The 26,309-nt window shown below is 73.5% G+C and carries 21 protein-coding genes; 14 read left to right on the top strand and 7 right to left on the bottom strand.

What is annotated here, in order from left to right; translation table 11 throughout:
- Positions 1 to 25: 25 nt before the first annotated feature.
- A complete protein-coding gene (locus ACZ59A_RS19480; RefSeq protein ID WP_470960238.1) occupies positions 26 to 487 on the top strand; it encodes an NlpC/P60 family protein in 462 nt (153 codons plus the stop codon).
- Here the strand turns inward: ACZ59A_RS19480 and ACZ59A_RS19475 are convergent.
- The 3 genes from ACZ59A_RS19475 to ACZ59A_RS19465 are packed head-to-tail and all read right to left on the bottom strand — an operon-like array spanning position 432 to position 1,839.
- Positions 432 to 1,154 carry an RDD family protein gene (locus ACZ59A_RS19475; RefSeq protein WP_470960237.1) on the bottom strand — a complete coding sequence of 241 codons (723 nt, stop codon included), beginning with the start codon at positions 1,152 to 1,154 and terminating at the stop codon, positions 432 to 434. The two genes, ACZ59A_RS19480 and ACZ59A_RS19475, sit on opposite strands and share 56 nt — an antisense overlap.
- Before the next feature lie 56 nt (positions 1,155 to 1,210).
- Complete coding sequence (locus tag ACZ59A_RS19470; RefSeq protein WP_470960235.1) at positions 1,211 to 1,591, bottom strand: helix-turn-helix domain-containing protein; 381 nt, start codon at positions 1,589 to 1,591, stop codon at positions 1,211 to 1,213.
- Positions 1,588 to 1,839, bottom strand: a complete 252-nt coding sequence (locus ACZ59A_RS19465; protein ID WP_009714285.1) for a YkoF family thiamine-binding protein — start codon at positions 1,837 to 1,839, stop codon at positions 1,588 to 1,590. Before ACZ59A_RS19465 ends, ACZ59A_RS19470 begins: the two co-directional genes overlap by 4 nt.
- Before the next feature lie 217 nt (positions 1,840 to 2,056).
- Here ACZ59A_RS19465 and ACZ59A_RS19460 point away from each other — a divergent pair, with 217 nt between their 5' ends.
- From ACZ59A_RS19460 to ACZ59A_RS19450, 3 genes are all read left to right on the top strand, one after another.
- Positions 2,057 to 2,749 (top strand): hypothetical protein, encoded by a 693-nt coding sequence (locus ACZ59A_RS19460; RefSeq protein ID WP_470960233.1) that lies wholly within the window; start codon positions 2,057 to 2,059, stop codon positions 2,747 to 2,749.
- 122 nt (positions 2,750 to 2,871) lie between these two features.
- Complete coding sequence (locus ACZ59A_RS19455) at positions 2,872 to 3,807, top strand: alpha/beta fold hydrolase (RefSeq protein WP_470960231.1); 936 nt, start codon at positions 2,872 to 2,874, stop codon at positions 3,805 to 3,807.
- A 62-nt stretch (positions 3,808 to 3,869) separates the two neighbouring features.
- A complete protein-coding gene (locus ACZ59A_RS19450) occupies positions 3,870 to 4,595 on the top strand; it encodes a neutral zinc metallopeptidase (RefSeq protein ID WP_470960229.1) in 726 nt (241 codons plus the stop codon).
- A gap of 6 nt (positions 4,596 to 4,601) precedes the next feature.
- Here ACZ59A_RS19450 and ACZ59A_RS19445 read toward each other — a convergent pair whose 3' ends face one another.
- Both ACZ59A_RS19445 and ACZ59A_RS19440 read right to left on the bottom strand, forming a co-directional pair.
- Positions 4,602 to 6,311: an AMP-binding protein gene (locus ACZ59A_RS19445; RefSeq protein WP_470960228.1), complete on the bottom strand. Its 1,710-nt coding sequence runs from the start codon at positions 6,309 to 6,311 to the stop codon at positions 4,602 to 4,604.
- A gap of 54 nt (positions 6,312 to 6,365) precedes the next feature.
- A complete protein-coding gene (locus tag ACZ59A_RS19440) occupies positions 6,366 to 8,090 on the bottom strand; it encodes an AMP-binding protein (RefSeq protein WP_470960227.1) in 1,725 nt (574 codons plus the stop codon).
- A 111-nt stretch (positions 8,091 to 8,201) separates the two neighbouring features.
- Between ACZ59A_RS19440 and ACZ59A_RS19435 the strand changes: the two genes are divergently transcribed.
- A complete protein-coding gene (locus tag ACZ59A_RS19435) occupies positions 8,202 to 9,074 on the top strand; it encodes a helix-turn-helix transcriptional regulator (protein ID WP_470960225.1) in 873 nt (290 codons plus the stop codon).
- Positions 9,075 to 9,110: 36 nt separating this feature from the next.
- On the opposite strand, the gene ACZ59A_RS19430 is transcribed toward ACZ59A_RS19435, so the two are convergent.
- A complete protein-coding gene (locus ACZ59A_RS19430; RefSeq protein WP_470960223.1) occupies positions 9,111 to 9,701 on the bottom strand; it encodes a TetR/AcrR family transcriptional regulator in 591 nt (196 codons plus the stop codon).
- Here ACZ59A_RS19430 and ACZ59A_RS19425 point away from each other — a divergent pair.
- The 8 genes from ACZ59A_RS19425 (at position 9,700) to ACZ59A_RS19390 (ending at position 23,353) form a co-directional block, all read left to right on the top strand.
- Entirely contained in the window at positions 9,700 to 10,071 is a 372-nt protein-coding gene (locus tag ACZ59A_RS19425; RefSeq protein WP_470960221.1) for a hypothetical protein, read from the top strand. The two genes, ACZ59A_RS19430 and ACZ59A_RS19425, sit on opposite strands and share 2 nt — an antisense overlap.
- A 699-nt stretch (positions 10,072 to 10,770) precedes the next feature.
- The gene (locus tag ACZ59A_RS19420) at positions 10,771 to 11,964 is read left to right on the top strand and encodes a magnesium and cobalt transport protein CorA (RefSeq protein ID WP_470960219.1); all 1,194 of its coding nucleotides are present in this window, start codon (positions 10,771 to 10,773) and stop codon (positions 11,962 to 11,964) included.
- A 149-nt stretch (positions 11,965 to 12,113) separates the two neighbouring features.
- A complete protein-coding gene (locus tag ACZ59A_RS19415) occupies positions 12,114 to 13,664 on the top strand; it encodes an acyl-CoA carboxylase subunit beta (protein WP_470960632.1) in 1,551 nt (516 codons plus the stop codon).
- A gap of 67 nt (positions 13,665 to 13,731) precedes the next feature.
- The gene (locus ACZ59A_RS19410) at positions 13,732 to 15,477 is read left to right on the top strand and encodes a fatty acyl-AMP ligase (protein WP_470960217.1); all 1,746 of its coding nucleotides are present in this window, start codon (positions 13,732 to 13,734) and stop codon (positions 15,475 to 15,477) included.
- A complete protein-coding gene (locus tag ACZ59A_RS19405) occupies positions 15,474 to 20,078 on the top strand; it encodes an acyltransferase domain-containing protein (RefSeq protein WP_470960216.1) in 4,605 nt (1,534 codons plus the stop codon). The genes ACZ59A_RS19410 and ACZ59A_RS19405 overlap by 4 nt, the downstream gene beginning before the upstream one ends.
- Before the next feature lie 15 nt (positions 20,079 to 20,093).
- On the top strand, positions 20,094 to 21,056 hold the full coding sequence (locus tag ACZ59A_RS19400) for an alpha/beta hydrolase (protein WP_470960214.1): 963 nt from the start codon (positions 20,094 to 20,096) through the stop codon (positions 21,054 to 21,056).
- A 122-nt stretch (positions 21,057 to 21,178) separates the two neighbouring features.
- Entirely contained in the window at positions 21,179 to 22,630 is a 1,452-nt protein-coding gene (locus tag ACZ59A_RS19395; RefSeq protein WP_470960212.1) for a PucR family transcriptional regulator, read from the top strand.
- 81 nt (positions 22,631 to 22,711) lie between these two features.
- On the top strand, positions 22,712 to 23,353 hold the full coding sequence (locus tag ACZ59A_RS19390; protein WP_468047473.1) for a cutinase family protein: 642 nt from the start codon (positions 22,712 to 22,714) through the stop codon (positions 23,351 to 23,353).
- A 63-nt stretch (positions 23,354 to 23,416) separates the two neighbouring features.
- Here the strand turns inward: ACZ59A_RS19390 and ACZ59A_RS19385 are convergent, their stop codons facing one another.
- Positions 23,417 to 25,147: a hypothetical protein gene (locus tag ACZ59A_RS19385; RefSeq protein WP_470960210.1), complete on the bottom strand. Its 1,731-nt coding sequence runs from the start codon at positions 25,145 to 25,147 to the stop codon at positions 23,417 to 23,419.
- A 183-nt stretch (positions 25,148 to 25,330) separates the two neighbouring features.
- Between ACZ59A_RS19385 and ACZ59A_RS19380 the strand changes: the two genes are divergently transcribed.
- On the top strand, positions 25,331 to 26,215 hold the full coding sequence (locus ACZ59A_RS19380) for a phosphatidylinositol-specific phospholipase C (protein ID WP_470960208.1): 885 nt from the start codon (positions 25,331 to 25,333) through the stop codon (positions 26,213 to 26,215).
- Positions 26,216 to 26,309 lie beyond the last annotated feature (94 nt).

Below are 26,309 nucleotides of genomic sequence, written 5' to 3'. Positions count from 1 at the left end.
GCCCGCGGCACGACAGGATGGATCCATGACCGCTGACCTCGCCGCACAGCTGCCGGACCGCTTCTGGTCCGTCCCGTACGTCGGCGCGCGCTTCCCCGGCTCCGCGGCGGTCACCGAGCGGCCGGATCTCGCCGAGGGCGCGAACTGCCAGCTGTTCGCGTACGCGGTGCTGCGCCACTTCGGTCTGGAGCCGCCCGCCCTGCGCTCCAGCGACCTGTGGGCCGACACGGCGGCGACGGTCCGCGTCACGGCGGCCCGCCGCCCCCTCGACCTGCTGTTCTTCAACGCCGCCGCCGACGCGTACGGCGCCCACGTCGGCGTCTGGGCCGCCCCCGACCGGGTCCTCCACCTGTGCGCGGAGGCGGGACGCCCCGCCGTATGGCCGCTGACGGCCTTCGCCGCCCGGCCCCGCTACCGCACCCTGATCGGGGTCAAACGGGTCCGTCCAGCGGCTGGCTCCGCCGCACCGCCCCGCCGATCCGGGTGAGCGCTGCGGGCAGGCGCCACGTACTGGCGACCGTGACCCCGGCCAGCCGGTCGGCCAGCGACCTTCGGGAGCCCACCAGCGCCAGCCCCGCGTTCCAGGCGAAGAAGGCCACGGCGACGACCCAGCACAGCACGGAGAGCACGACCTCGCCCCCGGCCAGCAGACAGCAGGCCAGCCCGTACCAGCCGACATCGACCAGGGTGACGACCGTGGCGCGCACCGCCGCCCGGCTCCGCCCGGGCCGGGCGCCGCTGCCGCGCCGTGTGACGGACAGGGCCGTCAACGCCTGCCCCGGGGTGCGGCTCAGCACGGCGAGGGAGAGGAAGTGATAGGCGAAGGTGAACAGGAACAGCGCCGCGAAGCCCTGCCAGACGCAGTTCACCGCGAAATGCCACAGGGACTCCCCGGCGTCCCGGCCCGCCCCCACCACGTCGCCCTCCGAGGTGATGACCTTCCACGCGCTCGTCCCGGCCAGGCTCGTGACGTCGGTCGCCTTGGCACTGATGCGATGGAAGGTGAGCCAGCCGAGCAGCACGGCCACCGCCCCGACGACGGTGAAATCAAGCGCCCAGGCGCACAGTCGGCGCGTCCGCGAGGCGCTGCCCGGCGCGGTCCGTTCTTCGAGTGATTCGAGCGATGCGGGCGTCGGCGCCGCTTGTCGGAACATCAGTCCCCCCGGAAATACGATGTCGCGATGACCCAGTGTAGGGACAGCGGAGGCACCTAGGGCGCGTTCTGGGAGCCCTTCTCCCGGTTGAGGTAGTTGTAGACGGTGAAGCGGCTGACGCCGAGCGCGCTCGCGACCGTTTCGACGCCGTGGCGCACCGTGAAGGCGCCGCGCTGTTCGAGGGCGCGGACGATGCCCTGCTTCGTCTTGCGGTCCAGGGCCGACAGCGGGACGCCATGGCGGCGCTGGAGGTCGGCGAGGATGTGGTCGAGGGACGCCGAGATGTCGGGCAGCCGTACAGCCACCACCGCGCGGCCCTCCCAGGACAGCACCACGTCGTCGTCCCGGGCCCCGTCCGGGGCGATCATCTCGCCGCCCATCGCGTCGACCAGCGGCTGGACCGCCGAGACGAAGGGGTGGTCCGCCGGGCCGGTCACGCGTCGGGCTCCGCGACGACGTTGACCTGGAGCGACACCCTTGTGGCGCCCGCCTCCAGAGACTTGCGCAGCAGGTCGTCCACGGCGGCCAGCACCGCGTCCGCCCGGCCCTCCGCGGTGTTGCCGAACGGGCCGACGTCGACGGTGTCCAGCGGCGCGGCCTGAACCGCCTCGCGGGCGACCACGGCATGCGGCGGCACCTCGTCGAGGTCGAACGGCTCGGTGGTGAACTCAACCCTCAATCTCACGCGGCCAACCTACTGCGCCCGCCCCCGCCTCCGGCAGCCCCAGGGCGTGTCCCCACCCTCACGCGCCGCCCGCTCCGGCCGCTCTCCGCCAAGCGTCCAGCCCGGCCTCACGCGGCCGTCCCACTGGAGGTGGGCAGAACGCCCAAGTCCCTCCCGTCACACCCCGGCTTCGTAGAGCATGGCCCCGTTACCGCAGATATCCGCTACGGAGCGTCAGATGACAGAGAGCGTGCCGGTGCGCTGCCCCGCGTGCCGCCGCGAGCAGTCGTTCACTCCGCCCACCTTCCCGTGCTCGTGCGGCGCGCCGCTCACCCTCCCGGTGCTGCGCGACGGCATGGCGGAGGAGATCGAGTGCCGCACCTGGCAGGACATATGGGTGGTGGTGGACTGCCCGTCCTGCGGGCGCCAGGGCCACTGGCCGCAGCCGGAGTTCGGCTGCGGATGCGGGGCGGTCGTGCGGGTCCCGGTCGCGCCGGTGCCGGACGTACCGGACCGCGCTCAGGGCGGCGAGCCCGCGGCGCGTCCGGCGTTCCGGCCGGTGACGATCCGTACCGCGCGGGACGCGGTCACCGCCGCCGCCCAGTATCTGCGGTGGCTCGGCTTCGGGTGTCTGCGGCGGCCGGACGACCCGGAGGCGTCCGGGGTGGATCTGTACGGGCAGGGCGTCGTCGCCCAGGTCGATCCGACCACCCGCCCCACCGGGCTGCGCGCGGTCGAGTGCCTGTGGCTGAACGGGCTCAACGAATCGGCGCTGAGCGTCTTCTTCTCGCTGGCGGGCTACGCCAGGGAGGCGCGGGCGCGGGCGGACGCGCTGCACATTCCGCTCTTCATCATGGATCTGACCGGCACCCCACAGCCCGTCAACGACCCTGCGGACATGCTGATCCGGCGTGGGCCCCCGGCCGGATGAGCCTCGTCCATTGTCACCCGAACGGGGGCCGGTTCGCCTCCTCTCGGCGGATGATCTACGCCCGGCTCCGGCGCTCTACCGTGGTGCTCGATCCCGTCCACGACCTCAAGGAGCGCTGTCCCGTGCCGTCTTCCCCCACCGACCTCACCGTCGACCGTGCCGACGTCCGACTGGCCGTCCGCGACCACGGCGGCAGCGGCATCCCGCTCCTGCTGATCCACGGCGCCACCCGTACGCTCGCCGACTGGTCGGTGATCGCCGACGATCTGATTGCCGATCACCGGGTCTTCTCGATGGACCTGCGGGCGCACGGCCGCTCGGGGCGCGGGGCGGAGCCGTGGACGGCCGCGGCCGCGCTCGGCGACATCGAGGCCGTCCTTGACGCGTGCGGCATACCGGAGGCCGTGCTCGTCGGCCATTCGCTCGGCGGCATGCTGGCCGCCCTGTACGCGGACGCCCATCCGCGCACCCCCGCCGCGGTCAACCTCGACGGCTTCGGGATGGGGCGGCCCGAGCAGTACGCCGGGCTCGACCCGCGGACCGTGGCCGAGGGCCGGGACCGGGCCCGGGAGTTCGCCCGGGCCGCGGCGGGCCAGGTCTTCCCGCCCGAGGGACTGGAGGCCCTGCGCGCCCAACAGACCGCCATGGCCGAGCAGCTGGGCTTCGCGCCCGAGCTGCTGGAGGAGGGCATACAGCGGTCGCTCGGCGAGACCGGCGACGGACAGCTGTTCCTGCGGCCCGACCGGGAGCGGGCCGTGGAGATGCTGGACGCGCTCTACGAGCCGGACATGTTCCCCGTCTACCGTCGGCTGGCCCGCCCGATGCTCATCGTCCGCGGCGCGCGGCTCGTGGACCAGGGCCCGGAGCTGGCGTGGTTCGGCGAGCTGATGGCCGCGTACATGAAGGGGCTGGAGGCGGAGCTCGGGGCACTCGCCGCCGACCATCCGCGGATCACGGTGCACACGCTGGACGCGACGCACGCGATGCCGTTCGAGCGCCCGCGTGCGCTGGCGGAGCTGGTGCGCTCCTTCACCACCGGCCTGGACTTGCGCTCATGACCGGGGGGCGCTTCGGTTGAGGCACCACCCCCACCGTTCACGACCGGCCGGAGGCCGTAGCGATGGCTGTTCCGTGGTGCCCGAGGATCGCGGCGTCCTTCCTGACCGCTCTGACCGTCCTGACCCTGCTGACGGTCACCGGCTGCGGCGGCGGGCTGCCGCGGCCGTCGGAGACGAGCCCGCCCGCGAGCTCGCCGGGCGTCCCCGACCCGGGCACGGGCGACAGCGTGGAGGGGGACATCAACGCGGCGGTGTCCACCACCAACACCTACTGGTCCACCCACTGGAACGAGTTCTTCACCGGCACCTACCGCCCGCCCCGCATCCTGGGCGCGTACGACGGCGCCTCCGGCACCGCGCCGTCCTGCGGCGGCAGCCCGCTCCCCGACGACAACGCCGTCTACTGCCCGGGCGGCGACTACGTGGCGTGGGACATGGACCTGATGCGGGCGGGCCACCAGCGGGGCGACGCCTGGGTCTACCTGGTCATCGCCCATGAGTGGGGGCACGCCATCCAGAACCGGCTGGACGCGGGCCTGGTCGACCTGGCCCGCGAACTCCAGGCCGACTGCCTCGCCGGAGCCGTCCTCTTCGGCGCGGCCCGCGACCGGGCACTGACCTTCGAGGACGGCGATACGGACGAGCTGGCCGACGCCCTGTCGGCACTCGCCGACGCGACGCCGTGGACGAACACCTCCGACCACGGCAACGCCTCGCAGCGCGTATCGGCGTTCAGCCGGGGCGCCGAGTCCGGGGTGAAGGGCTGTCTCCCGAACGCGGGCGGATAGACGGTCTCATCGCGTGGGCTGGTGCGCCTGGCTGCGGTCCGGGTCGGTGCGGGTTTCCGGGACGCCGGACAGTTCGCGGGCGCCCGTCTCCCGCAGTTCGACCTTGCGGACCTTGCCGCTGACCGTCATCGGGAAGGCGTCCATGACGCGCAGATGGCGGGGCACCTTGAAGGCGGCCAGCCGCCCGCGGCAGAAGCGGGCCAGTTCGTCGCGGGTGAGGGCGGTGGCGCCCTCGCGGAGGATCACGCAGGCCATGATCTCCTCGCCGTACTTCTCGTCCGGCACGCCCACCACCTGCACATCGGCGATCTTGGGGTGGGTGTGCAGGAACTCCTCGATCTCCCGCGGGTACACGTTCTCCCCGCCGCGGATGATCATGTCCTTGATGCGGCCGACGATCTGGACGTAGCCGTCCTCGTCCATCACCGCCAGGTCCCCGGTGTGCATCCAGCCCGCCGGGTCGATCGCCTCGGCCGTCAGGTCCGGTTCCTCCCAGTAGCCGAGCATCACCGAGTAGCCGCGGGTGCACAGTTCACCCCGGGTGCCGCGGGGGACGGTCAGGCCGGTGGCCGGGTCCATGACCTTGACCTCGACGTACGGCAGCACCCGGCCGACCGTGCCGGTGCGGCGGGCGAGGTCGTCGTCGCGCCGCGTCTGGGTGGAGACCGGGGAGGTCTCGGTCATGCCGTAACAGATGGACACCTCGGCCATGTGCATCTCGGCGACCACCCGCCGCATCACCTCCACCGGGCAGGGCGATCCGGCCATGATCCCGGTGCGCAGCGAGGAGAGGTCGAAGGTGGCGAAGTCGGGCCGGGCCAGCTCGGCGATGAACATGGTGGGGACGCCGTACAGCGAGGTGCAGCGCTCCTGTTCGACGGCGGACAGCGTGGCGGCCGGTTCGAAGGTGGGGGCCGGGAGGACGACGCAGGCGCCGTGGGTGGTGGCGCCCAGCGCGCCCATGACCATGCCGAAGCAGTGGTAGAGCGGCACCGGCAGACAGATCCGGTCGCGCTCGGTGTAGCCGACCGTCTCCCCCACGAAGAATCCGTTGTTGAGGATGTTGTGGTGGGAGAGGGTGGCGCCCTTGGGGAAGCCGGTGGTGCCCGAGGTGTACTGGATGTTGACCGGGTCGTCGCAGGACAGCCGGGCCTCGCGCGCGGCCAGCTTCCCGGCCGGGACCGCCTCGCCCGCGCGCACCAGCCCGTCCCAGGTGCGGTCGCCGATGTAGACGACGTCGCGCAGGGCGGGGCATTCGGCGCGCACCTGCTCGACCATGCGGCGGTAGTCGCTGTCCTTGTGCTCGATGGACGACACCAGGACCGACACCCCGGCCTGCCGCAGGACGTACCGCAGCTCATGGACGCGGTAGGCGGGGTTGACGTTGACCATGATGGCGCCGATGCGGGCGGTGGCGTACTGCACCAGCACCCATTCGGGGCAGTTGACCGCCCAGATACCGACCCGGTCGCCCTTGCCGACGCCCTTGGCCATCAGCCCGAGCGCGACCGCCTCGACCGACCGGCCGAATTCGGCGTACGTCCAGCGGCGGCCGGAGGGGACGTCGACCAGCGCCTCGCGGTCGCCGTAGCGCTCGACGGCCCGGGCCAGGTTGGCGCCGATGGTGTCGCCGAGCAGCGGCAGATCCCCGGTGCCGCTCGCATAGGAGAGGGCTGCCGGGGCCGGGGGCGGGGCGTCGGAGATCGGGTCGGTCATGGTGTCTCCTTGCGGTCACATGCCGTGTGGGTCACATGAGTGGGAGCTGCTCGTTCATGAGGTTCCCTCATGGAACTCGACGCCGTCTCCACTCGCCGTGCGTTCCCGCAGTTCGATCCGGCGAATCTTGCCGGACACCGTCTTGGGCAGTTCCGCGAACTCCAGCCGCCGCACCCGCTTGTACGGCGCCAGCACCGCCCTGGAGTGCGCGAACAGCACCTTCGCCGTCTCGGGCCCCGGCTCCCAGCCCTCGGCGAGCACGATGTACGCCTTCGGCACGGCCAGCCGCAGCGGATCGGGCGCCGGGACGACGGCGGCCTCGGCGACGGCCTCGTGCTCCAGCAGGGCGCTCTCCAGCTCGAAGGGCGAGATCTTGTAGTCGGACGCCTTGAACACGTCGTCGGCGCGCCCGATGTAGGTGATGTAGCCGTCCGCGTCGCGCGAGCCGATGTCGCCCGTGCGGTAGTAGCCGCCCGCGGTGGCCTCGGCGGTGCGCTCCTCGTCGCCCTCGTACCCCGTCATCAGGCCGACGGGGCGGCCGTGGCGGCCGGTCAGGTCGAGGCAGATCTCGCCCTCGTCGCCGGGTTCGCCCGTGACCGGGTCGAGGAGGGCGACGGCGAAGCCGGGGGTCGGGCGGCCCATCGAGCCCGTCTTGAGCGGCTGACCGGGGGTGTTGGCGACCTGGACGGCGGTCTCGGTCTGGCCGAAACCGTCCCGGATCGTCACGCCCCAGTCGCGCCGGACATGCTCGATGACCTCGGGGTTCAGCGGCTCACCGGCGGCGACGGCCTCGCGCGGCGGGTGCCGCAGCTGGGTCAGGTCGGCCTGGATGAGCATGCGCCAGACGGTGGGCGGGGCGCAGAAGGTGGTGACGCCGCAGCGGTCCATCTCGGCCATGAGGCGGGTGGCGTCGAAGCGGCCGTAGTTGTGGATGAAGACGGTCGCCTCGGCGTTCCAGGGCGCGAAGAGGTTGGACCAGGCGTGCTTGGCCCAGCCCGGGGAGGAGATGTTGAGGTGGACGTCCCCTGGCTTGAGGCCGATCCAGTACATCGTCGACAGATGGCCGATGGGGTACGAGATGTGGGTGTGCTCGACCAGCTTGGGCTGAGCGGTGGTGCCGGAGGTGAAGTAGAGCATGAGGGGGTCGGTGGCCAGGGTCGGCCCGTCCGGTACGAAGCGGTCCGCGGCGGCCGTGGCCGCGTCCGGCGCCTCGTCCGGCACGGTGTCCGTCCCGGCGTCCTCGTACGCCAGCCAGCCGTCCGGCGTGCCGCCCCCTTCGTATCCGCCGACCGCGATCCGGGTGTAGTCGCCCGCCACGTCCGCGAACTTGCCGGTGTCCTCCGCCCGCGCGATCACGTGCTTCGCCCGGCCGCGGCCGATGCGGTCCGCGAGGTCCAGCGGGCCGAGCAGCGGGGTGGCGGGGATGACGACGGCGCGCAGCTTCATCGCCGCCAGCGCCGTCTCCCACAGCTCCCGCTGGTTGCCGAGCATGACCACGATCCGGTCCCCGACGCGCACGCCCCGCGCGCGCAGCCAGTTGGCGGCCCGGTCGGAGCGGCGGCGCATCGCGTCGAAGCTCAGCCGGGTCTCCCGGCCGTCCTCCTCCACGATGTGCAGAGCGGTGCGTCCGTTGCCGTGCGCGATCGGGTCGAACCAGTCCAGGGCCCAGTTGAAGCGGTCCGGGCGGGGCCAGGTGAACCCTTCGTACGCCGCCGCGTAGTCCTCCCGGCGGTCGAGAAGAAAGTCCCGTGCCGCGCGGAATTCGTGCGAAGGGCTCATTGCTGTCACTTCTTCCTCCTGATTTGACGTGCCGCTCGTTAGCATCGTGCGACGGGTGATCTGTGTCTCACCACCCCCGGGCGGGGGTGGCGGCGTTTCGGGGAGGCGACCGTGACGGAATCGGAGCGTGCCGTCGACGTACGGGCAGCACTGCTGCGGATACGCCGACTGGGCGGGTTGCCGGTCGCCTTCGGCGGACTGTTCTCCGACGCACAGCAGTTCCGCATCTCCGAACTCACCGGAACCACCACGGACTCCTTGCACGGGCTCGCCATCGCGGCGGGCAACGGGCTCGGCGGCAAGGTTCTGACCCTGCCCCGGCCGATATCCGTGATCGACTACCCCGTGTCGCGGGCGATCAGCCATGAATACGACGGCATGGTCCGCGCCGAGGGGCTGCGCTCGATGATGGCCGTCCCGGTGGTCGTCCGGGGCCGGGTGCGCGGCCTTCTGTACGGGGCGCTGCGGCAGCCGCTGATCCTCGGCGACCGCGCCCTGAGCGCGGCGCTGGAGGCCGCCCGCGAGCTGGAACGGTCCCTCGCCGCGCAGGACGAGGCGCGGCGGCTGATGACGGTCGCGCGGCAGCCGGTGCCGGGGGCTGGGCCGGAGACCGGGCCGGACCCTGCGGTCTGGGAAGAGGTCCGCCAGGCCCACGTCGATCTGCGGGCCCTGGCCCACCGGGTGGCCGACGCGCAGCTGCGGGCGGAGATCCTGACCGCCTGCGGCCGCCTGGCCCGCGCCCGCGCCTCGTCGGGCGGCGAGCGCGCCCCCGCGTCCCCCGGCGGAGGCGTGCAGCTGTCCCCGCGCGAGGTGGACGTCCTGGCCTGTGTGGCCGCGGGCGCGACGAACTCGGCGGCGGCCGACCGGCTGGGGCTGCGGCCGGAGACGGTGAAGAGCTACCTGCGGTCGTGCATGCGCAAGTTGGGAGCGCACACCCGCCTGCACGCGGTGGTGGAGGCCCGGCGCGCGGGGCTGTTGCCGTAGGGATCGCATGGTGCGGTGGTCTTGTCGGCGGGGCGGCTACGGCAGGACCGCGGCGAGGGCCGGGGCGTACAGCTCGGCGACCTCGTCCGGCGTGAGTGCGGCCACGCCCGGGGCGCGCAGCAGATAGCGGGTGAGGGCGAGGCCGAGCAGCTGGGCGGAGAGCAGCCCGGCGCGGCGCGCGTCGACGGCCTCGCCGAGGGCGGGCGCGACCTGCCCGGCGAAGATCGCCCGCAGCCGCTCGGCGGCCCGCTCGTTGGTGACGGCGGAGCGCAGCAGGACGAGCAGCGCGTCGTCGGCGGGGTCGCCCTCCCAGCGGTCGAGGAAGTGGCGTACGAGGACCTGCGCGAGGTCGTCGCGGGGCACGGCGGTGAGGTCGGGCAGCCGCAGGTCGATGGTGAGCGCCGCGTCGAAGAGCTTCTCCTTGCTGCCGAAGTAGCGCATGACCATCGAGGCGTCGATGGCCGCGTCGGCGGCGACGGCGCGGATGGTGGTGCACTCGTAGCCCTGCCGCGCGAAGCGCGCACGGGCGGCGCGGAGGATGGCGGCACGGGTCCGGTCAGCGCTCCGGGCACCCACCAGGCGGGCTTCGCCACCGGAGGGACAGGCCCCGGGCCCGGGATCGTTCATGCCAACAATCGTAGGCAAACGCCCGTTGGTACGCCAGGAGCACGCGCCCGCGCGTATCGACGACCTGGCGGCATGGCAGCAGGACGGCGGCGGGCAGCCGGACGGCGGCACAACCGCAGCCCGACGGCAGCGCGACAGCGGCACGGCGGACGGCGGGCGGCGGGCGGCGGGCGGCGGGCGGCGGCAGCACGACAGCAACGCAACCGGGCCGGGCTGGGCAGCCCGACGGCAGCCCAGCCAGGCCGGGCAACGCCACGACGATGGCGCGAGCGGCGGGGCGGCAGCGCGGCGGGCGGCGTACTGCGGCGGCACGACGGGTCCGGGCGGTAGGCAACCTGACGGCAGCACCACCGGGCAGAGGAGCGGGTAGCCGGGGGCAGCCCAGCCAGGCCGGACGGGCGGACGGGCGGACGGCAGCGCGGCGGCGGCGCCGCAGCACGATGACGACATGACGGCAACGCGGCGACGTCACGACGGCAGCGCGACCGGACCGGACGGCGGGCAGTCTGTCGACGGCACGACGGCAGCGCGGCTGCAGCGGCATGGCGGCTGCACAGCCGAGCCGAGCGGCGGACCCGGGGCAGACAGCACGACCGCCAGGCAGCACCACCGGGGGCAGCGCAGGCGGCACCACCGGGCCGGGCAGCACGACGGCAGCGCGGCAGCGGCATGGCGGCAGCGCGACCAGGCCGGGTGGCGGATCCAGGCCCGGCCGCTCTGGGCTGGGAAGCGGATCCGGGGCGGGTGGCACGGCCGGGCCGGGGACGGAGCCGGGGCGGGGGCACCGGGGCGGCGGGCGGGGGGGGGGCGGTGTGTGGTGCCCCGGACCGCGGGCTGGGCATATCCGGGGATATCCTGCTCTGAGGCCAGTGGTCCGTGCTCAGGGCGCCCACGGCGCCGCCGCGACAAGGAGGTGGTCGGTCCACATGACCAGCGAACCTCCCAGTCGTATGCCGCGAGCCGCCACTCCGCCCCGGCCGCGCTGAGCGCGGGGGCGGCGTCCCGCGGTGTGCACGGATGCCCCGCCCAGCGCCGACTGCCCGGCGCAGCTACCCGTAAAGGACCCCTCATGTCCGAGCGCCGTTCCCACACCCCGCGCCCGCTGAAGAAGTACCCCTGGCTGCGGCCCGCGGCCGCGCGCGCGGCGGGTCACGGGTCGCGCTCCGGGGGCGGGGCGGCGCACTCGCCGGGCGCCGACGAGACCGCGCCCGAGGCGGTCGACGGCACTCCCGTCGCCGACGAGCAGAGCGTGGTGGACGCGGCCGTCTACCGCGACGGCCACCGGGTGGGCACGCCGGACGGGCTGGCGGCCACCTTCCGGCGGCTGCGCGAGGAGCCGGGCGGGATCGCGTGGATCGGGCTGTACCGGCCGACCGAGGCGGAGCTGCTGTCGGTCGCCGAGGAATTCGACCTGCACAAGCTGGCCATCGAGGACGCGATGGAGGCGCATCAGCGGCCCAAGCTGGAGCGCTACGGCGAGACGCTGTTCGTCGTGCTGCGCGCGGCCCGCTACCTCGACGCGGTCGAGGAGGTGGACTTCGGCGAGCTGCACGTCTTCGTCGGCCCCGACTTCGTCATCACCGTCCGGCACGGCGCCGCGCCGGACCTGTCCGCGGTGCGCGCCCGGATGGAGTCGGCTCCCGAGCTGCTGGCCCTCGGCCCGGAGGCCGTGCTGTACGCGATCCTGGACGCGGTGGTGGACGGCTACGCCCCGGTCGTGGCGGGCGTGCAGAACGACATCGACGAGATCGAGACCGAGGTCTTCCGCGGCGACCCCGCGGCGTCGCGCCGCATCTACGAACTCTCCCGCGAGATGGTCGAGTTCCAGCGCGCGACCCGCCCGCTGGTGGGGATGCTGCGCGGCCTGATGGCCGGTTTCGACAAGTACGGCACCGACGAGGAGCTGCAGCGCTATCTGCGGGACGTCGCCGACCACGTCACCCACACCAGCGAGCGCGTGGACGGCTTCCGCTCGGCCCTCACCGACATCCTCGCGGTCAACGCCACCCTGGTCACCCAGCAGCAGAACGCCGAGATGAGGGCGCTGGCCGAGGCGGGCTTCGAGCAGAACGAGGAGGTCAAGAAGATCTCCGCATGGGCGGCCATCCTCTTCGCCCCGACCCTGGTCGGCACCATCTACGGCATGAACTTCACGCACATGCCGGAGCTGCACTGGGTGCTGGGCTACCCGTTCGCGCTGCTGCTGATGGCGGTGGTGTGCGTCAGCCTGTACGTCATCTTCAAGCGGCGCGACTGGCTCTGAGCACGCCCGGGCCGCCCGGACCGCCCGGGCCGTTGTCATCCCCGCACGAACCCCGGCCCCGCGGGACTCACCTCGGCCACACGCGACGGCGATAGCCCCGGTCCACCCCTCCGTCACTGCCATATTCGAAGGCCCCTTCGGAGGTGGCAGTGACGCTAGAGGCGACGACATCCCGAACATCCGACCGCATCCTCGACCTGGAAGGCCGCAGGAAGCTGGCGGCCGCTCCGGGCGGGCCGCGAAGACGGGGCGAGTACGGCGCCCGGGAGCGGATCGACCTGCTGCTGGACGCGGGGTCGTTCATCGAGACCGGCCTGTTCGTGCGGGCCCGGCCCACCGGGGGCGGCGGCCCCCGCCCGTACGGCGACGGGGTGGTCACCGGCCACGGCACGGTCGACGGCCGCCCGGTCTGCGTGTTCGCGCAGGACTCCACGGTGTTCGGCGGCAGCATGGGCGAGGCGTTCGGCGAGAAGACCGTCGCGCTGATGGATCTCGCCCTGAAGACCGGCTGTCCGGTCATCGGGCTCAACGACGGCGGTGGCGCCCGCATCCAGGAGGGGGTGGCCTCGCTCGCGCTCTACGCCGAGCTGGTGCGCCGCAACGTACGGGCGTCCGGGGTGATCCCGCAGCTCTCGGTCGTCCTGGGGCCGTGCGCGGGCGGCGCCGCGTACTCCCCGGCCATCACCGACTTCACCGTGATGGTGGACGGTGCCTCGCAGATGTTCGTCACCGGGCCCGATGTCATCGAGACGGTCACCGGTGAGCGCACCACCGCCGAGGACCTGGGCGGCGCCCGCACCAGCAACACCGTCAACGGCAACGCCCACTTCCTCGCCGCCGACGAGGTGACCGCGCTCGGCACCGTGCGCGATCTGCTGTCGTACCTGCCCGCCAACAATCTGGAGCGGCCCCCGCGGTACGCACCCGTGGCGCCCGTGGCGCCGCCCGCCGGGACCTGTCTCGACGAGATCGTGCCGGACCGGCTCGGGCAGGCGTACGACATGCGGGACGTCCTGCGCGCGGTCGTGGACGGCGGCGAACTGCTGGAGATCCAGGAGCTGTTCGCGCCGAACATCGTCTGCGCGCTGGCCCTCATGGAGGGCTGCCCGGTGGGGGTCGTGGCGAATCAGCCGCTGCACGCCGCCGGTGTGCTGGACATCGACGCCTCCGAGAAGGCCGCGCGCTTCGTACGGTTCTGCGATGCCTTCGGCATTCCGCTGCTGACCTTCGCCGACGTCCCCGGCTACCTCTCCGGCGTCCGCCAGGAACAGGCCGGGATCATCCGGCGGGGCGCCAAACTGCTGTACGCCTACGCCGAGGCGACCGTCCCGAAGGTCACGGTGGTGGTGCGCAAGGCGTACGGCGGCGGGTACGCGGTGATGGGCTCCAAGCATCTGGGCGCCGACATCAACCTCGCCTGGCCCACCGCGCGCATCGCCGTCATGGGCGCCGAGGGCGCGGTGGGCGTCCTCCACCGGCGTGAACTCGCCGCCGCGGACGACCCCGACGCGCTGCGGGCCCGCCTCGTCGCCACGTACGAGAGCACGTACGGGACGCCGTACCTCGCCGCCGAGCGCGGTTACGTCGACGCCGTGATCGCCCCGCGCGACACCCGCTCCCACGTCTGCCGAGCCCTGCGCGCGCTGCGCGGCAAGCGGGCCCCTATGCCGGAGCGCAGGCACGGCAACATCCCGCTCTGACCGGTCCGCCCCCGTCCCCGCCCCCCGCAAGTCCATCCCATGACGTTGACGTGAGGAGCCATGCCCGATGGACGCGTTCCGCAGTGTGCCCCCGTACGCGAGCCTGCCGGAGTACGTACGGCACTGGGCCGAGACCACCCCCGACCGCCGGGCGTTCACCTTCGTCGAGCATCCCGCACCCGACTCGCGCGGCGTCCACCGCACGCTGACCTGGCGGCGCCTGGACCTGCGGGTCCGGGCGGTGGCCGCGCGGCTCGCCGCGGAGGCCGAACCCGGGGCGCGGGTGGCGCTGCTGTGCCCGCAGGGGACGGAGTACGTCACGGCCTTCCTGGCGGCGCTCGCCGCCGGGCTGGTCGCCGTACCCCTGTATCCGCCGGATCTGCCGGGGCACGGCAACCGGCTGTCGGCCGTGCTGGCGGACGCGTGCCCCGCGGTCGTCGTGACGACGGGCCGCGCGCTGGAGGACGTAACGGAGTTCTGCACGGGTCGGTCCCTTCCTGTCATCGCCGCCGACCAGGTGCCCGACGACGCGGCCGACGGCTGGTGTCCGGTCGCTCCGGACGACTCGGCGGTCGCCTACCTCCAATACACCTCCGGCTCGACCCGGGTTCCGGCCGGCGTGGAAATCACCCATGCCAATGTCGTCGCCAACGCCCACCAGGCGCTGACCGCCTACGGCGCCGACACCCACCCGGTGACCTGCGTGGGCTGGCTGCCGCTGTACCACGACATGGGGCTCGTCCTGAGCGTCGCCGCCCCCGTGGTCCGGGGTCTGCTGTCGGTGCTCATGGACCCGGTCGCGTTCCTGCACGAGCCGGTGCGCTGGCTGCGGCTGCTGGCCGCGCACCCGCGCGCGCTGAGCGCCGCGCCCAACTTCGCGTACGACTACTGCGTCTCGGCCGTCAGCGAGGCGCAGAAGGCGGGCCTGCGGCTGGACGGCATCGCCGCGCTGATCAACGGCAGCGAGCCGGTACGCCCCGGCACGGCCGACCGCTTCCACGAAGCCTTCGCCGCCCAGGGGCTCGTACCGGACACCCACTGCCCGTCGTACGGGCTCGCCGAGGCGACCGTCTTCGTCAGCGCGGCCCGGCCCGGGGAGCCGCTGCACCGGTTCGCGCTCGACCGTGACGCGCTCGCCACCGGGAAGGCGCTGCCCGCGCGGCCCGACGATCCGACGGCCGTGATGCTGGCCGGGTGCGGCACTCCGGCGGGCCAGCGGGTACGGATCGCCGATCCGGTGTCCCGTGCCGCGCTGGGCGACGGCGAGGTCGGCGAGATCTGGGTGCGTGGCCCCAACGTGGGGCACGGCTACCGTAATCGGGACCGGCAGAGCCGACAGGTCTTCGGCGCCACGTTCGCCGACGAGACGGCTGAAACGGGCGGCGGCTGGCTGCGTACGGGCGATCTGGGGACGGTTCTGGACGGCCAGCTGATCGTCACCGGGCGGCTGAAGGACCTCATCGTGGTGGACGGCCGCAACCACTACCCGCAGGACGTCGAGGCCACGGTCCAGGACGCGCATCCGGCCGTGCGGCGCGACCGGCTCGCCGCCTTCGGCGTGCCGGACGCCTCCGGTGAGCGAGTGATCGTGGTGGCGGAGCACGTACGGAACACGGCGCTGGACGCGATCGACGTACCGGCCCTGGCGCGGGAGGTGCGCGCGGCCGTCTCGTCCCGGCACGGGCTGCGGCTCGCCGACGTCGTCCTCGTACCGCCGGGCACGGTGCCGCGTACGTCCAGCGGCAAGGTGTCGCGGGCGCTGACCCGCGCACGCTATCTGGCGGGTGCGTACGCGCCGGAGGCTGCCCGATGAGGCGCGTGGGGGAGGGTGCGCTGCGCCGTCTCGTCGCCGAGCAGGTGGCGCTCTGGCGGGGCATGGCGGCCGGGGACGTGCCGATGGACCGGCCGCTGGCGGACCTCGGCATGTCCTCCCGGGACGCGGTCGTCCTGGCCGGGGAGCTGTCCCGCGCGACGGGCCGTGAGCTGCCCGCGACCCTGCTGTGGGAGGCGCCCACCGGGGATGCGCTGGTGGCGCGGCTGTGCGATGCGGATGTCCCTTCGGCGGCCATCGAGGCTCCCCAGCCCTCGTCCGGCGATCCGGTCGCGGTCATCGGGGTCGGCTGCCGACTGCCCGGCGGTGTGCACGGCCCGGACGACTACTGGCGGCTGCTGAGCGAGGGCGCCGACGCGATCCGGCGCGTCCCGGAGGACCGGTGGCGCGACTTCACCGCGTTCCCGCCCGCCGACGCGCCCTCGTACGGCGGCTATCTGGACGACATCGCCGGGTTCGACGCGGACTTCTTCCGCATCACCCCGCGCGAGGCCGCCGTGATGGACCCGCAGCAGCGGATCCTTCTGGAAGTCGTCCACGAGGCGCTCGACCACGCCGCCGTCCCCGCCGCGTCGCTGGCCGCCACCGCCACCGGCGTGTTCGTCGGGGTCTCCGCGCCCGAGTACGGGCAGCTCACCGGCGCCGATCCGGCGGCCGTCGATCCCTGGGCACCGGCCGGTGGGGCGCTGAGCGTCGCCGCGGGCCGTCTGTCGTACGTCCTGGACGCGCGCGGGCCGAGCATGGCCGTCGACACGGCCTGCTCGTCGTCGCTGGTCGCCGTCCACCACGCCTGCGTCAGCCTGCGCACGGGCGAGAGCGACACGGCCATCGCCGCCGGGGTCAACCTGCTGCTCTCCCCCACCGTCAGCGTCGCGTTCCGGCGGGCGGGGGCGCTCGCCCCGGACGGCCGGTGCAAGCCGTTCTCGGCGGCGGCCGACGGCATCGGGCGGGGCGAGGGGTGCGCGGCCGTGCTGCTGAAGCGGCTGTCCGACGCCGAGCGGGACGGGGACCGCGTACTCGCCGTCATCCGCGCCACGGCCGTCAATTCCGACGGCCGTTCCAACGGCCTCCTGGCCCCCAACCCGGCCGCCCAGCGGGCCCTGCTGACGGCCGCGTACGCCCGGGCCGGGCTCGCCCCGGCCCACATCGACCACGTCGAGGCGCACGGCACGGGCACCCCGCTAGGCGACCCGATCGAGGCGGGCGCGCTCGGCGCCGTCCTCGGCGCGGGCCGCGACCCGGACCAGCCGCTGCTGCTCGGTTCCGTCAAGGGCAACCTGGGCCATCTGGAGTCCGCCGCGGGCATCGCCGGTCTGGTGAAGACGGTGCTCGCACTCCACCACGACGTGGTTCCGCCGTCGCTGCACTGCGGCGCGGGCAGCGCGCTGGACGACGTACGGCTGCGCGTCGTGACGGAGCCCGAGCCATGGCCCCGGTACGGCGGTACGGCCACCGCCGGGGTCTCCGGGTTCGGCTTCGGCGGCACCAACGCCCACGCGGTGCTGGAGGAATGGCGCCCGGGCCTGGGGTACGTCTCGCCGGGGCACCCCGCAGAGGCCGGGCAACTCCCTGGCGGGGGCTGGCCTGGACGGACGAGCCCGGCAACGCCGCCCGGCGGTAGCCGGGGCAGCGTGCCAGCCGTCGCGGACCCGGCGGGACGTGGCGAACACGCCCCGCTGCCACCGTCCCGGGCCAAGGTGACATCTCCAACCGAGGAGGAAGCGCCCCCGGCCGGAGTAGCGCCCTCAGACGACGTGGCGCCCCTGGCCATGGTGACGATCCCGGCCAGGTTGGCGCCCCCGGACGACGCGGCGGCCACGGACGAGGTAGCGCCCCTGGCCGAGGTGAGGCCCTCGCACGACGTGACGCCCCCGCCCAAGGTGGCGCCCTCGGCCAAGGTGACGCCCCCAACCGAAGGGGAAGCGCCCCCGGCCGACGCGGCGCCATCGGCCGGAGTGACGCCCCCAGTCGAGGTGGTGCCCCTGGCCATGGTGACGGTCCCGGCCGGGTTGGTGCCCTCGGACGAGGTGGCGCCCTCGGCCAAGGTGACACCCCCAACCGAGGTAGCACCCCCAGCCGACGTGACGGCCCCAGCCAAGGTGGCGCCACTGGCCGACGTGGCGCCCTCGGACGAGGTGACGGCCGCGGCCACGGTGACACCCCCAACCGAGGTAGCACCCCCAGCCGATGTGGCGGCCGCGCGCCTCCATTTCCTCTCCGACGTCGACAGCGCGCGGCTCCGGGACACCGCGGGGCGGCTTGCCGCCTGGCTTCGTACGTCCGCGGGAGGCGCCGCGCGCCTCGGCGACGTGGCGCGTACCCTCGCCGGGCGCAGTGGCCGTGGGCCCGTGCGCGCGGCGGTCGTCGCTCGCGACCGGGGTGAACTCGCCGACGCTATGGGCGCGTTGGCGATGGGGCGGGCGCATGCGCGGGTCGTGTCCGACGACCGGGATGTGGTCGGGCGCGGGCCGGTGTGGGTGTTCTCCGGGTACGGCAGCCAGTGGCCCGGGATGGGGCGCCGGCTGCTGGCCGAGGAGCCCGCCTTCGCCGCGGCCGTGGAAAAGCTCGACGCGCAGCTCGCGCCGGAGTGCGGGCTGTCCCTGTACGACCATCTGGCGTCCGGTGGCGGCCTCGACCGTCTGGAGGTGGCGCAGCCCGTACTGTTCGGCCTGCAGGTGGCGCTCGCCGAGCTGTGGCGTGCGTACGGTGTCGAACCCGCGGCGGTCGTGGGGCACTCCATGGGCGAGGTGGCCGCCGCGGTGTGCGCGGGCGCGCTGGAGGTGGCGGACGCGGCCCGGGTGGTCGCCGTACGGGCCCGGCTGCTCAGTGGGCTGAGCGGTGGCGCCATGGCGGTGGTCGACCTCGACGACGGCGAACTCGACGCTCTGGAGCGGGACTTCCCCGGCGTACACGTCGCCGTGCACTCCTCCCCCGGCCAGAAGGTGGTCACCGGCGAGGAATCGGCGGTGGCCCGGCTCGTGCGCGGGCTGGAGCGGGAAGGGCGGGCCGCGCGTGCCATGCGGGTGGTAGGCGCGGGGCACTCTCCCCAGGTCGAACCGCTGCTGGCGGAGCTGACCGAGGCGCTGGCCGATGTGCGCGGCGCCGGGCCTCGCGTGCCCGTCTACTCCACCGTGCTGGACGATCCGCGTGGCCCCTGCGTGTTCGATGCCGCCCACTGGGCCGCGAACCTGCGGCGGCCCGTGCGGCTGGACCGGGCGATCGCGGCCGCGGCGGCCGATGGCCACCGCACGTTCGTGGAGATCTCGCCGCATCCGGTGCTGACGCGGGCGCTGACCGACACCGCACCCGGCGCCCTGGCCCTCGGCACGCTGCACCGGGACGCCGACGGCTCCGCCGACTTCCTCACCCGGGTGGGCGCCCTGTACGCCGCGGGCTTGACGCTGCCGCCGCCGCCCGGGCGCGTCATCGACCTGCCCGCGCCGCGCTGGCGGCATGTACGGCACTGGTGGACGGACGGGCGTACGGGCGCGGCGGAAACACCGGTGCAAGACGTGTCCGTGGCGGAGGACACCTCCGTCGCCGCCCGGGTGTGCCACCACATCGCCGCCGTCACCGGCCACCCGCCCACCCGCGTCACACCGGCCACCGCCCTCGCCCAGCTCGGTCTGGACTCGCTGATGGCCGTCCGCATCCGCACCGCTCTGGAGCGCGAGTTCGCGATCGAGCTGCCGCTGCGCGATCTGCTCGGCGCCGCCACCGTCGAGGAGGCGGCCACCCGCATCGAGCGGGCGCTGCCCGTGCGGGGCCAACCGCTGCGGACCCTGCACGCCACCGGCTCCCGGCCCCCGCTGTTCCTCGTACACGCCGCGGGCGGCACGACCGACGTCTACCGGGCGCTCGCCGAACGGCTCGGCGGCGAGCGGCGGGTGTACGGGCTGGAGCGGATCGAGGAGGCCCGTACGGTGGCCCAGAAGGCGCGCCGTTACGCCGAGGCCATCGCCGCCGCCCACCCCGACGGGCCGTGTCTGCTGGGCGGCTGGTCGTTCGGCGGCTTCGTCGCGCAGGAGACCGCGCGACAGCTCACCGCCGCCGGGCGGGACGTGGCGCTGGTGGCGCTCATCGACTCCGTACGGCCCCTCCCCCGGCCCGGCCACACCCCGGCCGACCGGATCCGCGCCCACTTCACGGGCTTCGCCCGCCATGTCGCCGACGCCTACGGGGTCCAACTGGAGCTTCCGTACGACGAGTTAGCCGCGATGGACGACGACGGCGAGCGCATCGACACCGTACTGCGGGCGCTGCGCGAGGCCGCCGATGTGCCGTCCGCCGCCCTGGAACACCAGCGCTCCTCGTATCTGGACCTGAGGATCGGCGAGGCCCACCGGCCGGGCCGCCACGACGGGCGGGTGGTGCTCTACCGGGCCGCCGAACCCGCGCCGCACACGGTGCGCGACCCCGCGTACGAGCGGGACGACGAGGCGCTGGGCTGGGACGAGGTGTGCCCGCGCCTGACCGTCGTACGGGTCGCGGGGCACCACCTGTCGCTGCTCGACCCGCCGTACGTGGACGAGATCGCCGCCGATCTGCGGCGGCAGCTCGCCGCGGAGCCCCGCCGAAACTGATCGAGGAGAGCCGCCATGTCCCACCACCGCCGCACCACCGGAGTGTCCCGGCGCGCCGTCGCCCGCGCCGCGGCGGCCGCCGGTCTGACCGTCCTGACCGGCGCCGCCACCGCGCACGCCGCCACCGCGCGGGCCGCCACGGCCGTGACCCGGCTCGGGCCGCGCACCCTGGATCTGTCGGTGCCGTCCGCCGCGCTGGGCCGCAGCGCGCCGGTACGGCTGATCCTGCCGTCCGGCTTCGATTCCGGGGCCGGGCGGACGTACCCCGTGCTGTATCTGCTGCACGGCGCCCACGACGACTACACGTCGTGGACCCGGGAGACCGGCATCGAGGCGTTCACCGAGGGCCGGAACCTGATCGTGGCGATGCCGGACGCGGGCCCCACCGGCATTCCCACCAAGTGGCGCAGCGGCCCCGACTACGAGACGTTCCAGCTCACCGAGGTCCCCGCGCTGCTCGCGCGCGACTGGCGGGCCTCCGGCGTCCGGGCCGTGGCCGGGGTGTCCACCGGCGGCTACGGCGCCATGGCGCACGCGGCGCGCCACCCAGGCATGTTCGGCGCCGCGGCCTCGTACAGCGGGACCCTCGACACCATGGCGCCCGGCATGCCCGCGCTGATGGACGCCATCGTGGCCCGCGAGAGCCTGCCGCCCCGCTCGCTGTGGGGCAGCCCGGTCCTGAACCTGCTCACCTGGCGCGACTTCAACCCGCGGGCCCGCGCCGAGGGGCTGCGCGGCACACCGCTGTACGTGTCCAGCGGCAGCGGAGTGATCGGCGGCATCGGCGACTGGCTGCCCGAGGCGCTGGAGAGCGTGCTGTGGCCCTCCGCCCACTCCTTCACCGACTGGCTCGCGCTACTGCGTATCCCGGTCACGACCCACTACTACGCGGGAGGAGGACACAGCTGGGCCTACTGGAAGAAGGAGTTCACCGCGTCGTGGCCGATGCTCGCCGGTGCGCTGGGGGTGCCGGAGTGAGGCCGGTGCCGTCGGGGCACGGAACGGAGCGCAGGGGACTTCCGTCCAACCCCGGACGTGTCCCGCGCCCGCCGGGCAACGGCCCGCGGGTGAGCCGCTTCCGGTTGAACGGAGGGTCCCCCGTGGCCGCCCCGACCCCGCACAGCGCACCGGACGGCCCCGAAGCTGCCCCCGTCCCTCCTGAGCTGGCCAAGCTGCTGCGCGACCAGCTGGAGTTGGTCGCCGACGAGGTCGAGGAGGAGGTGCGCCGACAGGTCCCGGAGTACGCGCGCCCGGCCGACGGGACGTATCGCGCGCAGCTCAGATCGGGGGTCGTCCAGGCGCTGACCCTGTTCGTCGACCACATCGCCGAGCCGCGCGGACGCGGCCAGGGCACCTCGATCACCACGACGTACTACGAACTCGGGCGCGGCGAGGCGCTGGAGGGCCGCAGTCTGGACGCGTTGCAGTCCGCGCTGCGGATCGGTGGCCTGCACGCGTGGCGGCTGATGGGCCGTACGGCGGAGGAACTCGGCCTCCACTCCGCGGTCGTGGCCGCCCTGGGCGAGCTGGCGTTCCGTACGGTGCACGAGGTCGCCGAGGCGGCCGCGGCCGGATACGCGGAGGCCCGGCTGCGCAGCACCGACGAGCTGGAGCGGCGCCGCCGCCGACTGCTCGAACTGCTGCTGGGCGAGGGGCCGGTGGCGCCGGAGGCGGTGCAGGACCTGGCGCACTCCGCCCGCTGGCCGGTGCCGGGGCACGTGGCGGTGGTCGCGCTCGCGGCCACGCCGGATCAGCGGGAGGAGGAATGGCCGCTGGTGGCGGCGGGGGCGCTGGTGGACATGGAGTCGCGGCCGCCGCGGATGCTGGTGCCGGTGGCCGAGGGCTCTGGTGGCTCTGGCGGTTCCGGCTCGGGTGGCACCCGTGGCTCGGGTGGCCTCGGCGGCTCCGAGGGCACCGGCAGATCGGGCGGCTTCGGCGGTTCCGGGGGCTTCGGCGGTTCCGGCGGCCCGGGCTCCAGTGGCTCGGGCTCCGGCGGCGTCGGCGGGTTCGGCGGGCGGGCGTTCAGCCTCGCGCTGCGCGGCCGCCCGGCCGCGATCGGCCCCACCGTCCCGCTCACCGAGGCCGCCCGGTCGCTGCACTGGGCCACCCGGGCCCTCGGCCTGATGGGCCGCGGGATCCTGCCCCGGCAGGGCGTGGTGCGCTGCGCCGACCATCTCTCCACCCTGCTGCTGCACAGCGACGAACCGATGCTCGCCCAGCTGCGGGAACAGGCCCTCGCTCCCCTCGCCGCGGTCGCCGAGGGCCAGCGCGGACGGCTCGCCGAAACGCTGCTGGCGTGGCTGCTCAGCGGCAGCAACGTGCCCGATGTCGCCGCCCGCCTCCACATCCACCCGCAGACGGTCCGCTACCGGCTGCGCCAGCTGGAGAAGCTCTTCGGCGACGCGCTGCACGATCCCGGCGGCCGTCTGGACCTCATCCTGGCCCTGCGCGCGGAGGCGCTGCGCAACGAATTCCCCTCGCTCGGCCCCTCGCTCGGCCCCGGACTCACGTCCGCACAAAAAGGCGAGGAATATTTGAATTCCCGTTCATAACACCGAGTCAGTTCACGCGAATACCTTCGGGACGTCCTTGTTCGCAGGCGCTCCACGCGCCCCACCCTCAAAGGATCCCCCATGCGTATTCGCTTGGGCCTCGCCGTGCTCTCGCTGCTCGGCGGGGCCGGACTGGTCACCCTCTCGGCGCCCACCGCAACGGCCGCCGCCTGCACCGACATCGACGTCGTCGCGGCCCGTGGCACCTTCGAACCGGGCAACCTCGGCTTCATCGTCGGCGACCCCGTGTATTCCGCGCTCCAGAAGAAAATCCCCGGCAAAACCCTGTCCGGCTACAAGGTGAACTACCCCGCCGACCTTTCCCTCACCTCGGCCGCACAGGGCAACGCGGACCTGGTGAACCACGTCAAGAGCCAGGCGGCGGCCTGTCCGAACCAGCGTTTCGTGCTGGTGGGGTATTCGCAGGGTGCGAACGTGGTCGACAACTCGATCGGCATCAGCAGCGCGGGCGCGGTGGTCGGCAGCCCCATCGTGGCCACTATTCCCGCGGCACTCGAATCCAAGGTCTCCGCCGTGCTGCTGTTCGGCAACCCGATCCGCGCCATCGGCAAGAGCGTCACCGGCACCTACCAGAGCCGCACCATCGACTTCTGCGCCAAGGGCGACCCGATCTGCCAGAGTGGCGGGCTCGACGTGGGAGCCCACCTCGGCTACACCGCGAACGCCGACGCGGCGGCCACCTTCGCCGCGGGCAAGGTCTGATCCCCGTACGCACCACGAGAAGGGCCCGGGAATCCTCCCGGGCCCTTCGCCTGCCGTGTGCCGCTACCGCGGGTCCCCGGCGAACTCCGCGAGGTTCGTGGAGACCGGCTCGGGGCGGCCGTTGTTCTGCGTGGGCGCCGCGGTCAGTACGTCGAGGTGCTGGTAGCCGTCGGCGACCACGGGGTGGAGGTCGGCCGGGATGCGGCCCGCCAGCAGTCCGTCCCCCGCGAGCACGGTGAGCGTTGTATTGGCAGTGAGCCCCTCGGGGTGCACGACGAGCCGCTTCACCTGCGGGGAGGTGGCCAACTGAAGGTCAGTGACCAGCTTGGTCGGGAAGTACTGCTCGGTGAAGTCCAGCGGCTGCCGGGCCAGGCTGCGGGCCAGCTCCTGGATGTCGGTGACCTCCTTGCCCGCGCCCGTGAACGGCGTCCCGTCGGCCGACCGGTACCCGGGGTCGTCGGGGTCGCCCACGCGGTCGTAATTCCGCCATGTGTAGAGCGGCCCGCCGGGCCGCTCCGGGATGGCCTTGTACTCGTCACCGAAGAGCCCCGGTCGCGCGTCGCCGCCGTTGGCGACGGGGAAGTTCTTGTCCACGACCGGCCCGCCGTCGAAGAACCCCACGCTGCTCTGGAGGAACGCCAGCGGTACGGAGTGGTCGTCCATCAGCGCGCCGAGCACCGCCTCGTTGCTGAGCCGGAAGTCCTTCACCGCGGGCTTGCCGGTGAGGAACGTGGCGGCGTCCTTGGAGAACAGGAAGCGGTTCGTCGCCTCGATGTTGACGTTCGCGGGCAGATAGCTCGGCAGGTCGGCCTCGCCGCCCGGATCCCGTACGGCCCCCAGCCCGGCGATGGCCAGCAGCGTCATGGTCTCGGGGTTGAGCAGCACGGGCGCGGACAGCGAACGCGGCAGCACGCCGGTGTCGAGCCCGGCCTGCACCACGCCGTAACCGAGGCCGATGTCGGGCAGGTTGGTGTCATCGGGGATGCTGCCGCTCAGATCGCCGAGCGAGGTGGACACGGTGGTGTCGAGCGCGAAGTACCCCGCGCACTGGTTGTATCCGGCGTCGGCGGTGGTGGCGGGGTTGCCGTCGAAGTCGGCGGCCGCCAGATAGCCGGTGATCACGCCGCCGAGGGAGTGGCCGCCGCACAACACCTTCTGCTTGCGCACCTTCTGGTCCGGCAACTCGGCGGCCAGCAGGTCGTATTCGTCCCGTACGGTCTGCTCGATCCCGAGCTTCGCCATCCACTTCAGCGCGCTGTTCCCGGCGTACCCGTCGAAGGTGCGGCCGTCGACCGGCTTGCCCCGGTAGTAGTAGTCGACGGCCGCGTGCTGGTCGCCGGAGGCGATACCGGTGCGGTCCTCCAGACAGTTGGACCGCCGGTCCAGCGCCCAGAACTCGATGTGTTCGCCCCGCTCCGCGGCACGCGCCACGGTGTTGCGGGCGACGCTGTCGAACGCCCCGGCCCCCTCCAGGATCCCCGGCTGCGCGACGAGGATCCGGTCCGCGGCGGCCGAGTCCTCCGGCCCGTCGGCGGCGCGGTAGCGCAGATACGACAGCCAGTCACACGCCGCCGGGCGCGCCCCGAACGACGCGGGCAACGGCGCCTTCACCCGCACCACGGTCTCGGTCACACCCCCGACCGCACCGGCCGACACCACCCCCGTCTCGCTGCGCACCCCCTCCCCCCGGGCATCCGGCGCTCCCGTGATCACCATCCCCAAGCTGAGCAGCACCGCGGGCGCGGCCCCGCGCAGGGTTTTCGAGGTTCTTCCTCTGCTGCGACTCGTGTCCATGAGGGGACCGTAGGACCGCACCGAGGCCGTGCCATGCCCATGCTCACAAGAACTCAGCGACCGCCCCCACCTTTGTCATCAGGCCCCAAGGCAGGAGCCGTGCGCCAACCGTTTTCCCCGGCCCTCGTTTGTGCTTCGATGCCGTGCGCACGGTACGAACGAGTGAGCGATGGGAGTATGCGTATGGATCGGCGAGGGTTTCTCAGGGGCGCGGCCGCACTGTCCACCGCCGGGGTGGTCACCGGGTTAGGCGGTGTCGCGACCGCCGCACCCGCGCGGACGCTGGGCGCGCAGGACTGGCTTTCCGGCATCGGCGATGCCACGCCCGTCCAGCGGCTGACCTTGCCCGGAACACACGACTCCGGTGCCCGTTACGGCGGGCCGTGGACCGAGTGTCAGAACACCACCATCGCCGACCAGCTGGCCAGCGGCATCCGCTTCCTGGACATCCGCTGCCGCGCGTTCGAGAACGCCTTCCCGATTCACCACGGCGCGTACTACCAGCACCTCAACTTCGACGATGTGCTCGGCGCGTGCCGGGCCTTCCTCTCCGCGCATCCGTCCGAGACCGTGCTGATGCGCGTCAAGCAGGAGTACTCGGAGGAGAGCGCCGCCGAGTTCCGGCGGATCTTCGACACCTATCTCGACGACAAGGGCTGGCGCTCCCTCTTCCGCCTCGACGCCACCCTCCCGACCCTGGGCCAGGCCCGTGGCCGGGTCGTGCTGCTCGGCGACTCCGGCAACATGCCGGGCGTCCGGTACGCGGATCCGCAGCTGTTCGACATCCAGGACGACTACATGGCGGAGCCGATCGGCAAGTACCCCAAGGTCGAGGCGCAGTTCCGGAAGGCGGTGGCCCAGCCCGGCAAGCTGTTCATGAACTACGTCAGCACCGCCGCGCTCCTCCCGCCCCGGTCCAACGCGGACCGGCTCAACCCGCGGGTGAAGTCCCTGCTGGAGGGCTCGGGCAGCCAGGGCTGGACGGGGCTCGGCATCGTGCCGATGGACTTCCCGAACGCCACCTCCGGCCTGGTCGACGCCCTGGTGAAGCACAACCCGACCGGCTGACGGCGGGGGGGGGGGGGGGGGGGGGGGGGGGGGGGGGGGAGCGACAACGCCCCACCCGAGTAGGGGGGGGGGGGGGGAGGGAGGGGGGGAGAGG

This window comes from Streptomyces sp. NPDC040405 (genome assembly GCF_055595765.1).
Note: the sequence above shows the minus strand (reverse complement) of the source record. Positions and strands in the feature narration are given on the sequence as shown.

What these genes read in the sequence shown, in the direction of transcription:
- ACZ59A_RS19480 (WP_470960238.1), top strand. Translation starts at nt 26, where the DNA reads ATGACCGCTGACCTCGCCGCACAGCTGCCGGACCGCTTCTGGTCCGTC.
- ACZ59A_RS19475 (WP_470960237.1), bottom strand. Translation starts at nt 1,154, where the DNA reads ATGTTCCGACAAGCGGCGCCGACGCCCGCATCGCTCGAATCACTCGAA.
- ACZ59A_RS19460 (WP_470960233.1), top strand. Translation starts at nt 2,057, where the DNA reads ATGACAGAGAGCGTGCCGGTGCGCTGCCCCGCGTGCCGCCGCGAGCAG.
- ACZ59A_RS19450 (WP_470960229.1), top strand. Translation starts at nt 3,870, where the DNA reads ATGGCTGTTCCGTGGTGCCCGAGGATCGCGGCGTCCTTCCTGACCGCT.
- ACZ59A_RS19445 (WP_470960228.1), bottom strand. Translation starts at nt 6,311, where the DNA reads ATGACCGACCCGATCTCCGACGCCCCGCCCCCGGCCCCGGCAGCCCTC.
- ACZ59A_RS19440 (WP_470960227.1), bottom strand. Translation starts at nt 8,090, where the DNA reads ATGAGCCCTTCGCACGAATTCCGCGCGGCACGGGACTTTCTTCTCGAC.
- ACZ59A_RS19425 (WP_470960221.1), top strand. Translation starts at nt 9,700, where the DNA reads ATGCCAACAATCGTAGGCAAACGCCCGTTGGTACGCCAGGAGCACGCG.
- ACZ59A_RS19430 (WP_470960223.1), bottom strand. Translation starts at nt 9,701, where the DNA reads ATGAACGATCCCGGGCCCGGGGCCTGTCCCTCCGGTGGCGAAGCCCGC.
- ACZ59A_RS19420 (WP_470960219.1), top strand. Translation starts at nt 10,771, where the DNA reads ATGTCCGAGCGCCGTTCCCACACCCCGCGCCCGCTGAAGAAGTACCCC.
- ACZ59A_RS19410 (WP_470960217.1), top strand. Translation starts at nt 13,732, where the DNA reads ATGGACGCGTTCCGCAGTGTGCCCCCGTACGCGAGCCTGCCGGAGTAC.
- ACZ59A_RS19405 (WP_470960216.1), top strand. Translation starts at nt 15,474, where the DNA reads ATGAGGCGCGTGGGGGAGGGTGCGCTGCGCCGTCTCGTCGCCGAGCAG.
- ACZ59A_RS19400 (WP_470960214.1), top strand. Translation starts at nt 20,094, where the DNA reads ATGTCCCACCACCGCCGCACCACCGGAGTGTCCCGGCGCGCCGTCGCC.
- ACZ59A_RS19390 (WP_468047473.1), top strand. Translation starts at nt 22,712, where the DNA reads ATGCGTATTCGCTTGGGCCTCGCCGTGCTCTCGCTGCTCGGCGGGGCC.
- ACZ59A_RS19385 (WP_470960210.1), bottom strand. Translation starts at nt 25,147, where the DNA reads ATGGACACGAGTCGCAGCAGAGGAAGAACCTCGAAAACCCTGCGCGGG.
- ACZ59A_RS19380 (WP_470960208.1), top strand. Translation starts at nt 25,331, where the DNA reads ATGGATCGGCGAGGGTTTCTCAGGGGCGCGGCCGCACTGTCCACCGCC.